General features: G+C 67.0%; 11 protein-coding genes and 1 pseudogene. 2 read left to right on the top strand and 10 right to left on the bottom strand.

Annotation, left to right across the window (positions count from 1 at the left end; genetic code table 11):
- Nucleotides 1-18 precede the first annotated feature (18 nt).
- From fabG to NX1_RS38440, 4 genes and pseudogenes are all read right to left on the bottom strand, one after another.
- A complete protein-coding gene (gene fabG / locus NX1_RS20985) occupies nucleotides 19-780 on the bottom strand; it encodes a 3-oxoacyl-ACP reductase FabG (protein WP_068062128.1) in 762 nt (253 codons plus the stop codon).
- A gap of 164 nt (nucleotides 781-944) precedes the next feature.
- Nucleotides 945-1821, bottom strand: a pseudogene (locus tag NX1_RS35535) (IS5 family transposase).
- 72 nt (nucleotides 1822-1893) lie between these two features.
- Nucleotides 1894-2427, bottom strand: a complete 534-nt coding sequence (locus tag NX1_RS21000; protein ID WP_245668608.1) for a TetR/AcrR family transcriptional regulator — start codon at nucleotides 2425-2427, stop codon at nucleotides 1894-1896.
- A gap of 356 nt (nucleotides 2428-2783) precedes the next feature.
- The gene (locus NX1_RS38440; protein ID WP_084501636.1) at nucleotides 2784-5867 is read right to left on the bottom strand and encodes a protein kinase domain-containing protein; all 3084 of its coding nucleotides are present in this window, start codon (nucleotides 5865-5867) and stop codon (nucleotides 2784-2786) included.
- A 311-nt stretch (nucleotides 5868-6178) separates the two neighbouring features.
- Here NX1_RS38440 and NX1_RS21010 point away from each other — a divergent pair, with 311 nt between their 5' ends.
- Nucleotides 6179-7162: an LLM class F420-dependent oxidoreductase gene (locus NX1_RS21010; RefSeq protein WP_068062143.1), complete on the top strand. Its 984-nt coding sequence runs from the start codon at nucleotides 6179-6181 to the stop codon at nucleotides 7160-7162.
- A gap of 14 nt (nucleotides 7163-7176) precedes the next feature.
- Here NX1_RS21010 and NX1_RS21015 read toward each other — a convergent pair whose 3' ends face one another.
- The 5 genes from NX1_RS21015 to NX1_RS21035 all read right to left on the bottom strand — a co-directional run bounded on the left by NX1_RS21015 (nucleotide 7177) and on the right by NX1_RS21035 (nucleotide 12053).
- Complete coding sequence (locus tag NX1_RS21015) at nucleotides 7177-8367, bottom strand: thiolase family protein (RefSeq protein WP_068062146.1); 1191 nt, start codon at nucleotides 8365-8367, stop codon at nucleotides 7177-7179.
- Between the two features lie 67 nt (nucleotides 8368-8434).
- Nucleotides 8435-9469: a phosphotransferase family protein gene (locus tag NX1_RS21020; protein WP_068062148.1), complete on the bottom strand. Its 1035-nt coding sequence runs from the start codon at nucleotides 9467-9469 to the stop codon at nucleotides 8435-8437.
- Nucleotides 9466-10680, bottom strand: coding sequence for an acyl-CoA dehydrogenase family protein (locus NX1_RS21025; protein WP_068062149.1), 1215 nt, complete (start codon nucleotides 10678-10680; stop codon nucleotides 9466-9468). The genes NX1_RS21020 and NX1_RS21025 overlap by 4 nt, the downstream gene beginning before the upstream one ends.
- A gap of 91 nt (nucleotides 10681-10771) precedes the next feature.
- Nucleotides 10772-11092 (bottom strand): 2Fe-2S iron-sulfur cluster-binding protein, encoded by a 321-nt coding sequence (locus NX1_RS21030; protein WP_068062150.1) that lies wholly within the window; start codon nucleotides 11090-11092, stop codon nucleotides 10772-10774.
- 70 nt (nucleotides 11093-11162) lie between these two features.
- Complete coding sequence (locus NX1_RS21035) at nucleotides 11163-12053, bottom strand: SDR family NAD(P)-dependent oxidoreductase (RefSeq protein WP_169812261.1); 891 nt, start codon at nucleotides 12051-12053, stop codon at nucleotides 11163-11165.
- 401 nt (nucleotides 12054-12454) lie between these two features.
- Between NX1_RS21035 and NX1_RS21045 the strand changes: the two genes are divergently transcribed.
- Nucleotides 12455-13096 carry a TetR-type transcription factor C-terminal domain-containing protein gene (locus NX1_RS21045; protein ID WP_068062159.1) on the top strand — a complete coding sequence of 214 codons (642 nt, stop codon included), beginning with the start codon at nucleotides 12455-12457 and terminating at the stop codon, nucleotides 13094-13096.
- Between the two features lie 138 nt (nucleotides 13097-13234).
- Here NX1_RS21045 and NX1_RS21050 read toward each other — a convergent pair whose 3' ends face one another.
- Entirely contained in the window at nucleotides 13235-14584 is a 1350-nt protein-coding gene (locus NX1_RS21050; protein WP_068062291.1) for a phosphotransferase family protein, read from the bottom strand.
- Nucleotides 14585-14629: the final 45 nt, after the last annotated feature.

A 14629-nucleotide genomic window follows, 5' to 3' on the forward strand; every position in this document is an offset into this window, starting at 1 on the left:
TTTCGCGTTCCTGTTCGTTCAGACCGCCGGACCGCCGGACACGTACAGTGTCTGGCCCGAAATGAATCCCGCTCCATCTCCCGCCAGGAAGGCCACCGCGCTCGCGATATCCTCGGGCCTGCCCGAGCGGCCGACCGCGATCCCCTTCACCACAGCCTCACGGAACTGCTCGAAGGGCATGCCCATGCGCTCGGCCGTCGCCTGGGTCATCTCGGTTTCGATGAATCCGGGCGCGATCGCGTTCGCGGTGATGCCGAACTTGCCGAGTTCGAGCGCGAGAGTCTTGGTGAACCCCTGCAGTCCGGCTTTCGCCGCGGAGTAGTTCGCCTGGCCTCGGTTACCCAGTGCCGAGGTACTGGACAGGTTGACGATCCGGCCCCATTTGGCCTCGGTCATGTACTTCTGCGCGACCCGGCTCATGAGGAAAGATCCGCGCAGGTGCACGTTCATGACCGTGTCCCAGTCGTTCGCGGTCATCTTGAACAGCAGATTGTCTCGAATAACCCCGGCATTGTTCACCAGCACCAGCGGCGCGCCCAGTTCGTCGGCCACCCGGGACACCGCCGATGCCACACTGCTTTCGTCCGAGACGTCGGCTCCGATGGCAAGTGCGGAACCGCCTGTCGCCTCGATATCGGAAACAACCGTCTTGCAGGCCGATTCGTCCAGATCGAGAACGGCGACGGCGAACCCCTCGGCGGCCAACCGCTTCGCGGTGGCCGCGCCGATGCCACGTGCGGCGCCGGTGACGATAGCTGCCCGGACGGTGTCAGTGCTCATGTGCTTGATCTCCTGAAGATGGCTGGTCGGGTCCGTTTCGCACCCATCAATTGTAGTGAGTGTACACTCTATTAAATTAGACGCACGTGCGGCCTGCCCCGGGGTTCGCCGATCCGATCGGCGACTCGGCACTGTGGCCGCGTGAGCCGCCCTAGGGAGTGTCCTCAAAGCCACATGAGCAGGGTGGCCAGGTCGAGCATGCCTCGGTAGGACTGTGCGGTTTTGTCGTATCTGGTGGCGATAGCTCGATACTGTTTGAGCCGGTTGAAGCAACGCTCGACCACATTGCGGCGGTAAGCGGTCGGGTCGAAAGTGGGTGGGCCGCCAGCCGGGCCGCGGCGACGGCGGTTGTGTTGTTGGTCGACTCGTTCGGGGATCGTGGCGGCGATTCCACGCCGACGCAGGTACTGCCGAATCGCCTTGGAGGAGTAGCCCTTGTCTGCCAGCACCCGCCGCGGCCGCGTCCACGGCCGACCGCGCCCAGGGCGTGGCATTCGGATACCGGCCAGCACGCGGGTGAACATGGTGCAGTCGTTGACGTTGCCGCCGGTCAGCACGATCGACAACGGCCGCCCGAGCCCGTCGCGGGCCAGGTGGATCTTCGTGCTCGGCCCGCCACGGGAACGGCCGATCGCGTGGTCAGCGGGCTCGCCGTCCACCTCGGGGTAGAACCCGGCCTCCGCCGGTGTGAATCACCCGGCCGCGGCGGGCGCCGGCGGCGTGCTGATGCGCACGCACGATCGAGGAATCCACCGACACCTCCCGGTCGAGTTCGGCAACCGCCTCGGCGATTACCCGCACCCGCCCGACCAGCACAGTGAGGGTGCCGTTGCGTGACCAGCGCCAGAACCGGTTGTAGACGGTCTTCCACGGCCCATACCGCTCGGGCAGATCCCGCCACGCGATCCCGGTCTTGGCCTTGTACAACATGCCGTTGACCACCCGCCGGTCATCGACCCGCGGGCGGCCCTTGGCCCCCGACACCGGCAGCAACGCCGCCACGACCTGCCATTGCTCGTCGGTCAACTCATGCCTACGCACCACAACGCGACATCAAAGCAGACCCTCACCGGCCACAAAGCAGATCAGCCACAACAACTTTGAGGACGCACCCTAGCGCGCCAGACCGTCGATGACCATTGCCCGGAACTCGCGCGCGATTTCATCGATACTTTGGCCGCGTCGAGGCCGGTACCACTGCGGCAACGAATTCACCATTCCCAGTAGGCCATTGGCCACGATGCGATTGGCGCGGGTCAACGCGCCTGCGCGATAGCCGTCTTCCAGCACGCCTTCCCAGCAGTCCTGCACTTCTTGCCGCAGTGCCTGCAGCTGCCGCATGTGCTCCGCGCTGAGCGCTTCCGCGTCTCGTAGCTGGATGAGCACTTCGCGCCGATGCCGGGCGATGATGCCGACATGAACGTCGATGAGCTTCCCAAGTTTCTCGACCGGATCGGCGTCCATCGCAACTACGCGTTGCGCGCCGGCCAGCGCGATTTCGGTATAGCGGCGCAGGATCTCCCACAGGAGTTCTTCCTTGGACTTGATGTGGTAATACAGTGCGCCTGCCTGCAGGTCTGTCCGGTTCCCGATCTCCGCGACACTCGCGGCGTGGTAGCCCACCGTGGAGAAGAGCTCGATCGCCACGTCGAGAATCCGTTCGCGCGTCGCCTCGGTATTGCTGGCAACACTCCCCCGCGGCCGGCCCGGACGTCGCGGACCGCTGCTAGTCGACTGATCAGATGCACCCACGACGACACAGTCTAGGGTCAGTCCCCGAGAATCTTTGCCCTCCGCGCGGCTCGCGGCCCTGCGCGATCAGAATCGAGGCCGCTGCTACCGCGGCATGACAAGACCGCTGTGTCGCGGCTACGACGCTGCGGCGTGGGTGCGTGTCGAGGCGAATTCGGGTGCTGCCGACCATAGATACTGGCCGACGCGGCGCCGCCGCGCCCGTAAGCCTCAAATGGCGGACACGAACAGGATCAGCACGGTCGGCTGCTTTATCGCTCGGTGTCTTCCGAAAGCCTGGTGTCGGCAGGTTGCTCGCCGAGTGCGTACGACACGGCTTCGTCCATGCTCATTTCCTGACCGCGCCGGAAGGCCGAATCGAATCGATGTGCCCCGAGGGCAGATCGCGCCAGCCGTTCACATTCGTCGTGATACCGCGGCATTGGGACGATGCTCGCGGGGTTACCCACCGACCGCCATAGTCCTTGCGCGGCACCCAGCAGAACCGCCGCGCGCTCGGCGTCACCGCCGTCGACGACCATCCAAGCCAGCGCCTCGAGGCTCATCGCCGCATTGACCGGGCTTCCCATTCGCCGGTTCAGACGCAGCGCGTTCTCGACCAGCTCGATCGCCCGGGGCCGCTCACCTTGCCGCCAAGCGCCAATGCCGATGTCCCGCAATGCGGAAGACCGGAAGAGCGACTCGCCGCACGCCTCGGTGATGGAGAGGACTTGCTGGTGATACTCCATCGCCCGTTTCGTGTCGCCGGACATTTCGTGCACCCAACCGAGCACGGTCAGAGCAGCAACGTAAAGATATCCTCGTGGATTGGAACTGAATCCTTCGGCGGCTCGTTCGAAACAGGCGGAAGCCTTGGCAAGCCCACCCCAGTAGAACTGCAAGGCGCCGTCGCAGTAAGCGATCAACGCCTGAGCCATCGGGGTGGGAGCCTGCTCGGCCAGCACGCGGGCCTGCTCCGCCAAGGTATCGGCCTCCTGCAAGTCACCCTGCATCGCCGCCAGGACGCAGCCCACATACAGTGCTTTGACACGATCGGGCACTGGTTGTCGCGCAGGATGGTCGAGGACTCGCCGAATCCAGGATCGAGCCTCGCCGTACATGCCTCGGAAATTCCAAAACATGAACAGTGCGGTGGTGGTCTGTAGCCCGGCTTCGGCGGCCTGCTCGCTGTCTTCGGCCAGGCAGTATTCGAGCGTGTCGCGCAGGTTCGTTTGCTCCCTCTGGAGCCTGGCAAGCCAGTATGGCTGCCGGTCGCTGATCCATCCGGCTTCCGCGTCCAGCGCCAACCGCTGGTACCAGTCGCGGTGCCGCTTACGCATATCGGCGTATTCGCCGACCTCCCGCAACTTCTGCCTGCCGTATTCCCGCACCGTCTCCAGCATCCGGAACCGCACCACACCCTTGGCCTCGTTCCGGATCAAGATCGACTTGTCCACCAGCGAGGACAACACATCCAACGGGTCCTCCGGCGCCAGATCAGCACCGCAGACATCTTCGGCGGCATCGAGCTCGAAGCCGCCCGCGAACACCGACAATCGGGCCCACAGCCGCTGCTCAGCCGGGTCGCACAATCCGTAGCTCCAGTCGATACACCACCGCAGCGTCTGCTGCCGCGCGGGCGCGGTACGGCCGCCGCGGGTCAGCAGCGCATACCGGTCGTCGAGACGCTGCAAGATCTGCTCCGACGACATCGCGCGCATCCGAGCCGCCGCCAGCTCGATCGCCAGCGGTAATCCGTCCAGCCGGGCGCAGATGCGGGCGATGGCGGCCTTGTTGTCGTCGGAGAGTTCGAAACCCGGCACGACAGCGGTCGCCCGGTCGGCGAACAAAGTCACCGCGTCATAGCTCGGCAGTCCCCGCGACGACGGCTCCGGATCCGGCACCGTCAGCGGCGGCACCCGAAAGACCGTCTCCCCTGCGATATCCAGCGGTTCGCGGCTGGTGGCCAGGACCCGCAGCCCGGCGCAATCCCGCAACCAGGTCTCGACCACACCCGCCACCGCCGCCACTACCTGCTCACAGTTGTCCAGCACCAACAGCGGCTCCCGGTCGGACAGGAACTCGGACACCAACTCTGGCAGCGGCCGCGTCGACTCGTCGCGCAACCCCAGGGCGGCCGCCACCACCGCGATCAGCAGCGAGGGATCGGACACGTCGGCCAACTCGACCAACCACACCCCGTCGGCGAACTCCCCGCGCACGGCGGACGCGGCACGCAGCGCCAAGCGCGTCTTGCCGACCCCGCCGATCCCCGTCAGCGTCACAAGCCGGGTCGAGGCCAGCAGATTCTTCAGCTCTGCCAACTCAGCGCGACGGCCAACGAAACTGGTCAACTCGAGCGGCAGAGTATTACCGCCACGGCGACCCGCGAACGGCGCGGCAGGCGCGCGCCAGCCCCGCGCGGGCGGCTTCCCATCTCGGCGCAGCGGGCCCGGTTCGGCCTGCAGCGCCATCTCATCGACCGCGAATCCATGCCGGCGCTGCGCCTGTCGGATCATCTCTCCCAGCGCCGCCGCCGAGGGCCGATCGCGCGGATCGCGGCTCATCGCTGTGGCCACCAGCGCCGATACGTCCTCGGCGATGCCGCTCTCACGCAGGTCCGGCGTCGGCTGTGTGGTGATCCGCAGGAACTGGGTCACCACGTTCTCCCCGCTGCGCCGCTCGAACGCCGCGTGCCCGGTCAACGCGCAGAACAGGGTGGCACCCAACCCGTAGACATCCGCAGCCGGGCCCGGAGTATCGCCCTCGAGCACCTCCGGAGCGGTGAACGCAGGCGACCCGGTCAAAGTGCCCGCTTCCGTTTGGAATCCCCCGGCGATGCGCGCGATACCGAAATCGGTCAACGCCGGCTCGCCGTAATCGGTCAGCAGAATGTTTCCCGGCTTGACATCCCGATGCACCATATCGAGGCGATGTGCGCTCTCCAGGGCCCCGGCGATCTTCACCCCGATCCACAACACGGCCTCCACCGGCAGCGGACCCTGTCCGCGGATCCGGGCGTCCAAGGAGTCCAACTGGTGATACGGCATGACCAGAAACGGGCGCCCGCTCACGGTCGCACCCGCCTGCAGCATGGTGACGATGTTCGGATGCCCGGTCAGACGAGCCATCGCTTGCTGTTCCCGAAAAAACCGTGCCCGATTCTCTGTGTCCAGCTCGGCGGTCAGGACTTTGACCGCTACAGTCCGGTCCAGCCCCACCTGGGTGCACCGATACACCACACCGAAACCACCTCGGCCGATCTCCTCGGCATCGGCGAACCCGGCCTCGCGCAACTCCGCGATGACCGGCTCGGACACGTCACGCGCCGTCCGGAATGGGTCATCCTCGGCCATCAGCAGCACACCATCCGACACCGCGTCCCCACGACCGGGAGCACGCGTCAACACTTGGTTAACGACCAGCGTATCCCACTGGACGTCGACGATTGAACTATTCGGAAGGCGAATCGAATCACCGATAGCCGATCAGGATTTCCCCCTCTGAACGACCGTTTTCCAGAATAACATCGCCAGATGCTCTCGACTCGCTATCGAAGAACCAGTTCGTACCCCGCTATCGCAGTATCGCGGCCTGCTAGGTTGAATGAGTGTTCAGCAGCTCCGGTCGCCTTGGTGCGACCGGATGAAACGGGAAAGAGGACCTCATGAGCCGACTCGGCCTGACAATTCCGTTCGGCGATACACCGCTCGCACGGCAACGTGAGCACCTCGACAGCATCGAAGCGAGCGGCTTCACCGATCTGTGGTCGGCGGAGGCATCGGGCGCCGACGCGTTCACCCCGCTGGTGGCCGCAGCGGTCAGCCATCCCTCGTTCCGGCTCGGCACGGCGATCGTTCCCGCGTACACCCGCAGTCCCGCACTGATGGCGATGTCGGCCGCGGCCTTGGCCGACGTCGCGGAGGGCGAGGTGGTACTGGGCATCGGCACCAGTTCCGATGTGATCGTGGAGAAGTGGAACGGTCTGAGTTTCCGCGCGCCCTATCAGCGGGTGCGCGATGTAGCGACCTTCGTACGCCGGGCCCTGTCCGGCGAACGGATCGACATGGCGTGTGCCAGCTTCAGCATCAACGGGTTTCGGCTCGACCGGGCCCCACAGCGGCAACCCAAGATCATGATCGCCGCGCTGCGGCCGGGCATGCTCCGTTTGGCGGGGACCGTCGGTGACGGAGCGATCGTCAACTGGCTGTCTCCCACCGACGTCCACCGGGTGACGCCCTACGTTCTCGAGGCCAATCCGCAAGCCGACATCGTGGCACGGCTGTTCGTCGTTCCCAGCCGAGACCTGACCGCGGTGCGCGCGACCGCCCGGCGGGCGATCGCGGCCTACCTGAACGTGCCGGTTTACGCGGAATTTCACCGCTGGCTCGGCCGGGGCGAACAGTTGGAGCCGATGTGGCAGGCATGGCAGGCCGGTGACCGCTCGGCCGCGCTGGCCGCGATACCCGACGAGCTCGTAGACGAGCTGTTCCTTTACGGCACGCCCGATCAAATCAGCACTCGCATCAGAGATTACGCCGACGCAGGCGTCACCACGCCAGTCCTCGCGATCATGCAGGCCGCCGGAGAAGCGCCTCCCTCCGCCGCATCAATAGCGGAAATCGGACGCGCCTACACCGGCGATCGCTGATCGGCTTCGACGTATCAAATGCGCTCGATGAGCGTGGCGTTGGCCATGCCGCCGCCTTCGCACATCGTCTGCAGTCCGTATCGGCCGCCGGTCTGCTCGAGGTGATTGAGCATTGTCGCGAGCAGTTTGGTCCCGGATCCGCCGAGCGGATGTCCGAGCGCGATCGCCCCGCCCCGCGGATTGACCTTCGCCAGGTCCGCTCCGACCTCACGCGCCCACGCCAGGGGAACCGAAGCAAAGGCTTCGTTGACCTCGAACGCGTCGATCTCGTCGATGCCGAGCCCGGTCCGCTGCAGAATTCGCTGTGTCGCCGGGATGGGACCGGTAAGCATCAACAGCGGGTCGCTGCCGACCACGGCGAAGGAGTGGAATCGCGCACGTGGGCGCAGACCCAGCCGTTCGGCGCGCTCGCGGCTCATGATGAGCACAGCGGATGCCCCGTCCGTCAGCGGCGAGGAGTTCCCCGGTGTGATCGACCATTCGATCTCGGGGAAGCGCTGCGCGAACTGAGGCGTGTAGAACGACGGGTTCAGGCCGGCGAGACCCTCGACAGTAGTGTTCGGCCGGACCGTCTCGTCCAAGTCGTGAACCACTGAGTCTCCGTCGGAGCCGGGCACGGCCACCGGGATGATCTCCGCGTCGAACGCGCCGGCGGCCTGCGCCTCGGCCGCCCGTCGATGCGAGGCCGCGGCATACTCGTCGAGCTCGCTTCGCGACAGCTTCCAACGGCTCGCGATGAGCTCCGCACCGACGCCCTGATTCGCCATGCCATCCGAATACCGTTGCGACAGTGGGGCGAAAGGATCGCCGCCGACCGCGGAGGCCCCCATCGGCACTCTGCTCATAGACTCCACGCCGCAGGCGATGACAATGTCGTTCACTCCCGCCATGATCGACTGGGCGGCGAAATGCGCGGCTTGCTGACTCGAACCACATTGCCTGTCGATCGTGGTGGCCGGGACGGCCTCGGGGAACCCCGCCGTCAACAGGGCAGTACGCGCGACGTTGTAACTCTGATCCCCCACCTGCGAAACGCAGCCGGCGAAGACGTCGTCGACGAGAGCCGGATCGAGCTGGTTGCGATCCGCCAGTGTTCGCAGTGTGCTGCCGAGCAACTCGGCGGGATGGAGGGCAGAGAGCGCTCCGCCCGGCTTGCCGCGTCCGACAGCGGTTCGAACGGCGTCGACGATGACGGCTTCTGACATAGGAAATCTCCGATCGATTGTTCAACTCACGCGCTTCGTAGTCGAAGCGTCTGTTCTGAAACTGCCGTCAAAGAAGCGCCTCTCGCGCAGCGGCGGCCAGCTCGCGAGGTCGGGCGGCGAGCACGTCGAGCGGGGTCGGCGGGCGCCCCATCATTCCCGCCGCGTAGCGCTGATATACGCCCTCGCTGATGCACGCGAGCCGCCACAGCGCGAACGCGATGTAGTACGGGATATCGGACGTGTCGTGGCCGGTCAGTCGCTGGTAGTCGGCGGCGAGCTCCGCGGCGGTGGGGAATCCGTCGGCGCGGTCCGGCGACCAGCCGTCGTCGGTGTCGAGGATCCACCAGGCGGCAAGCCACCCGAGGTCGGCGAGCGGATCGCCGACCGTCCAGAGCTCCCAGTCGAGGACCGCCGCGATCTTCCCTTCCGCCGTCACCAGCATGTTGCCCAAGCGGAAGTCGCCGTGGGTCAGCCCTGTCCATCTCTGCGGTGGCCTGCGCTCGCTGAGGATCTTGTGGACGTCGACGATCTCTCGAGTGCGTGGGCCGCCCGCACCGTCGATCTGGCGCAGCCACAGTCCGAGTTGCTTGGTGACGTAAGAGTCGGTCTGCGTACCGGGCCGCCGACCGACAACGCCGGGATCGACCTGATGCAGTCGCACCAGCGTCGCGACGATGTCGTCGGAAAGGCGGCGCCGCGCGTGCGGGGTGAGGGCCGCCGCGCTCTCCGCGCTGTCGATCACGATCCCCTCAACGTGGTCCATGACGTAGAACTCGGCCCCGGTCACCCCCGGATCAGCGCAGAACGCGGCCGTCGGCGGCACCGGAACGGCGCTCGTTTGCAGGGCTGTGAGAATGCGCCACTCGCGCTCCATGCTGTGCGCACCGGGACGCAGCGGTCCGGCGGGCGGGCGGCGCAGCACCCACGATCGGCCGCGCTGATCGGCGACCCGATACGTGAGGTTCGAATATCCGCCCGCCAGCACGTGGAACGACAGCGGTGGCCTCGTGTCCGGCACCGCGGCACCGAACCACCGCTCGACGGCTTGCAGATCCAGGCCGACCGCCTCGGGGATGGCCGACCGCGAAGGGTGCGCACTCATGCGCTGGCCAGCTCGGACCGGGCGATCGACCGGAGGTGCACCTCGTCGGGTCCATCCGCGATTCGCATGGCACGCGCCGTCGCCCAGAGCAGCGCCAGCGGAGTGTCACCGCTCACCCCGGCGCCGCCGTAGAGTTGCACGGCGTCGTCCAGGATGCGGCACACCCCACGCGGGACAGCCACCTTGATCGCCGAGATCTCCGTGCGGGCCGCGCTCGCTCCGTGCCGGTCGATCAACCACGCCGTCTTCAAGACCAGCAGCCGCAGCTGTTCGACGGTGATGCGCGCGTTGGCGATCCACTCGCCGACCACCCCCTGGCTCGCGAGGGGGCGGCCGAATGTGACCCGCTCCCCCGCCCGCTCCTTCATCAGAGAGATTCCACGCTCGGCCATGCCGATCGCCCGCATGCAGTGGTGGATACGCCCCGGCCCGAGTCGTGCCTGCGCCATGGCGAATCCGGCTCCCGGCTCGCCGATCAGGTTCGCGAGGGGGACCCGTACGTCGGCGAAGCGGACTTCTCCGTGACCGTTCTGGTCGGTGTATCCGTAGTAGCTGAGATCGCGGACCACCGTCACACCGGGGGCATCGGCGGGAACGATCACGAACGAGTGCCGCCTCGACCGATCGGCCTCGGGGTCGCTGACGCCCATCACGATGTAGAACGCGGTGCGCGGATCCAGCGCCCCGGTGGTCCACCACTTGCGTCCGTTGACGACGACCTCGTCGCCCTCGATCCGCACGCTGGTACCGATATTGCTCGCGTCGCTGCTCGCGACGTCCGGCTCGGTCATGGCGAAGGCGCTGCGGATTTCGCCTCGCAGCAGCGGATCCAGCCAGCGCTCACGCTGGGCATCGGTCGCGAAGAGGTCGAGCAGCTCCATGTTGCCGGTGTCGGGCGCGGAGCAGTTCATCGCCTCGGGGGCGAGTTGCGGATACCAGCCCGCCCGCTCGGCGAGCGGCGCGTAGTCGAGCACCGACAGTCCGTGCGCGGGATCCGTCGAGTGCGGGAGGAACAGATTCCACAGCCCCCGCGCGCGGGCCTCGGCCTTGAGCTCCTCGAGAACGCCCGGCACCGCGTGCGGGGTTCCCGCGGCGGCGAGCTCGCGCCGCTGCTGTTCGAAACGCGCCTCCGCGGGGGCGACCCGGCCGTCGATGAAGGCATCGACGCGCTCGAGATAGCCCCGCGCGCGCTCGCTCGGTTCAAAATCCATTGAGAATCCTTCCTTGATCCTGTCAAGCCTGTGCTCGGTCAGGTCGCGGTTGCGACGACGTGCTCCGCCACCTCGCAATCGGACCGCTCGACTACTGGGTCTCGGGGATGGTGACGACCATCCCGTCCAGAGCAACCTCGAACCGAACCTGACAAGAAAGCCTGCTCGACTCCGTCGGCTCCTCCGCAGCCACCTCGAGCATGTCCACCTCCTCGTCCGACGGGCCCGGCAACAACCCAGCCCACTGCCCACCGATGAACACATGACAAGTCGCACAAGACAACTCACCCCCGCACTCGGCCACGATGCCAGGCACCAGATTCGCTCGCGCCACCTGCATCACCGACTGCCCGTCGACCGCCTCGACCTCCTGCTTCGACCCGTCCGGCTGGACGAAAACCACACGACCCATTACCTGTTCCTCACGATTCCTTGTTGATTCACGGCAGCGACCTGGAGAGACCGGCCGCCTCCGTCAGCGACTAACGCCCACCGGCGACCGGGCAAGCGCTCACATCGCCCGAGCCGTCATGGAGGTGATCTTCCGGGGCGTCGACGACGGGAAGCTGCTGGATGTCGATCATCAGATTGCGTGCGTGTTCCATCGCGAACGCTCGACTATGGGGATTGGTGGCGATGACCCTGGTCCCCGCCAGCAGACCGTCGAAGGCCCGCGTGGCGACCTCCGCGGGCTCTTGCGCATACGGCATGATTGCCGCCGCTGATTCAGGATTCGCCTCGATCAAGCCTCGTACGTTCTCGGTGAGGGTCCAGCCCGGAGCCAGCATCGACACACCGATCCCCGCCGGACCCAGATCGCGGTGCGCGGTCATCGTCAACCCGAGGACGGCGTACTTGCTCACTGTGTAGATGCTGATCGGCTCGACAAACGGCGGCACTCCCAGTGAATGCTCCGATCCCGTGTTCAGCAGATAGGCGGGGCGGCCCACGGCGGCAGACTCCAGGAGCGCCGGAGCGAAGACATGGATCACGTGATAGGCGCCCTCCACGTTGACCCGCAGAACGCGGCTCGCGTCCTCCGGCTGCACGTCCTGCAACATGCCGAACGCCGCTGTGCCCGCGTTGTTGCACACGACATCGACGCCACCGAAACGCTCGATGGTCTCGGCCGCTGCCCGCCGGACGTCGGCCACATCGGCCACATTCGCGATCGTCGACTCCACGGTGGCGCCCTCACGACGCAGCGTCGCGACCGTCTCGCTTGCGTCGTCGACATCCACGATCATCACCCGGGCGCCACGCCGCACCGCCTCGCGGACGAGCGCCAGTCCGATTCCCGTGGCACCGCCAGTGACCACGACGACCGCATCGTTGAGATCAGTCACGCCTTGCCTCTCTTTCCGACGGGTCACCCTGCGCCCCGGATCACTTTGTATGACGGTATCCCGTACACGGTCTGCTCGTCAACCATAGGTCCGGTCCGGTCCCCTTACCTTGTTGGTCAGCCCGGCGAGGGCTTGCAGGTCGCCGATCGACCTGACGACCCACTTCGCCGGGGCACGATGCGCTCACCCTTGTTCCTTCATCGAGGGCGCCTGCCAGAACTTCTGTGACGCGGCGGGCGAGGCGCTCGCGGATCGCGGCCATGGCGACGTTCGCACCGCCCGCCGGGCAGTTCGGCCAGCAGTTCCCGCACGCATCAGACGCCTGCACCCATCTCGTCATCGAACGAGGTTTCAACGCATTCCAAGGCGGCCTGCAGTGCACCGCGCCCCACCTTCGAACGATCGTTCAGATCGCTTAGGGTGACAGCATGGTCAACGCCGAGAAGTCGCGCCCCGGCTCCGGGCTGCCTTCCACCACCCTCACGCTGCCGGGCGATGAGCCGACCGCCGCCGCGCTGATCACCGCCGCCGTCGAGGTGATGGGGACGCACGGCTACCACGGCACTTCCGTGCGGGACATCGCCGCAGCCGCCGGCACCAGCCCGGCGATCCTCTACCACCATTTCGGCTCGAAGCAGGTGCTGCTCGCAACCCTGCTCGACCGGGGGCTCGACATGCTCATCGCGGCGACCGAACAGGCGCTCGACCTCGCCGGAGACGATCCGGCCGACCGGCTCAGGGCGATTGTCGAGGCGCACGTGCGGGTGCACTTGGAGGCGCAGCGAGAAAGCTTCTTGGGCAACAGCGAGCTGCGTGCGCTAGAGCCGGGGTGGCGACGGGTCGTGGTGGCCAAGCGGGACGTCCAGCAGCGGATCTTCGATCGGGTCGTGCGAGACGGCGTGCGCCGCGGGGTGTTCGCCGCCCCACACGCCGAGGACGCCGCCCGGTTCGTCACCGCTGCCTGCACCTCCGTCGCTGCCTGGTATCGACCGGGCGGGCCACTCGGCCCGGACGAGATCATCCGACGACACCAGGAGATCGCGCTCGACGCCGTGCGTTATCACCGATGAGCCCGGCGCAGACCCCTTGCCGCTGAGGCAGAATCTCGAGTGCCGAGCACGGCGACCGGGTCGCCACGACCTCCGCGATCTGGGCGTTCATAGAGGTCGTCGCGTCGGCGCGAGCCGGAGGGGCACAACGAGCGGGCGTCACGTACTGCGGGCAGGCGCGAGGTAGCGCGGATTCGCGACGACCACCTGCGCGGTGATCGAACTCCGCACGACCGCAACGATATCGGGGTCGTCGTCCGGCACCGTGCCGTTACGAATGCGAGCGGCCAACTCACCGTCGTCCGCACAGCCAATGGCAGCCAGCCGGGTGCGGTGCGCGGCCCGCTCCTCCCGCCCGAGCCGCATCTCCCGGCGGACGATGGTAAGCGCGTTCGCGGAGACCTTGGCGAGATAGGCGCTGCGCGGGTCCTCGGTCGTCAATTCCTCCCGTAGGAACCCCGTGACGGCGTTCAACAGTTCGTCGATGGTCGGGCGGTCGTACATATCGGGTTGCTCGACGGGAGCGTGCTCGCGGAGGGGGTCCGCGATCACCTCGGCACCGGTGAGGCCGAGGGCGAGCAGGGCGTCGTGCTCGGCCTCCGCGATCCGCCTGCCCAGGACGGCCAGCTCCACGGACTGCTCGGTCCCGCCGAGGTGCCGTTCGGCCTGAATTCGACAGAGCACAGCCCAACGGGCGCAGGCGTAGGCCTCCCACCATCGCACCGCTTCCGGATCGGGGTAGGCCCCCGTGGCCCGTCCATAGCTCGCGAGCAGGTCCTCGAAGGACCCGAAGCCGCCGACCTCTGGTCTTTCGCCGAACCTCCAGGCACGCGCACACAACCAACCGAGGTCCTCGCGCGGATCGCCGATATGGGCAAGCTCCCAGTCGAGCACGGCCCGCACCCCGCCGTCGTCGATGAGCAGGTTGCCGTTGCGGAAGTCGCCGTGCACCAGAGTGGGCGGGACCGGCTCCGGACGCGTCCGTTCCAACCGGCGGAAGATCAGTTCCATCGCAGGCCGGTCCTCGCCGAAGACTGCGTGGCTCTCGCGCAGACGGGTGAGCGGGTCACCATCCTCCTCGAGCCTGGGCACCTCCGCTGGAGCGATCGCATGGATGCGTCCGAGAATCTCGCCGAACTGGTGGACCAGCTTCGGCCTGACCGTGGCCCAGCGGTCTTCCCTGAGCAGCCGGTGCGGAATGGTCTCGCCGTCGAGCCGTTCCATGAGCAGGTACGGGCTGCCCACACCGTCCGTACCGTCGCCATGGGCCACCAAGGCCGGGACGGGTACGCCCGCACGCGCACACGCGCGGAAGCAGTCGGCCTCTCGCGCCATCCCCGCAGCGTCCGGAGCCGCAGGCGGGTCGCGGCGCAGTATCAGCCCGCGGCCCTCGGCATCCATCGCCCACGTCTCGCGGCTGGCCCCGGCCGAAAGCCGGCGCAGACCAGCGATCTGGGCGCCGACCACACGCTCGAGCGAGTCGGCCAGAGCGTTCGCGCCCGCCGTCATCGAGGGCACCTCGAATTCTTGCGCCACGAATCCGCGAGCGCTGCC

It is taken from the genome of Nocardia xishanensis NBRC 101358, from assembly GCF_001613365.1.
GTDB classification, from domain to species: Bacteria; Actinomycetota; Actinomycetes; order Mycobacteriales; family Mycobacteriaceae; genus Nocardia; species Nocardia xishanensis.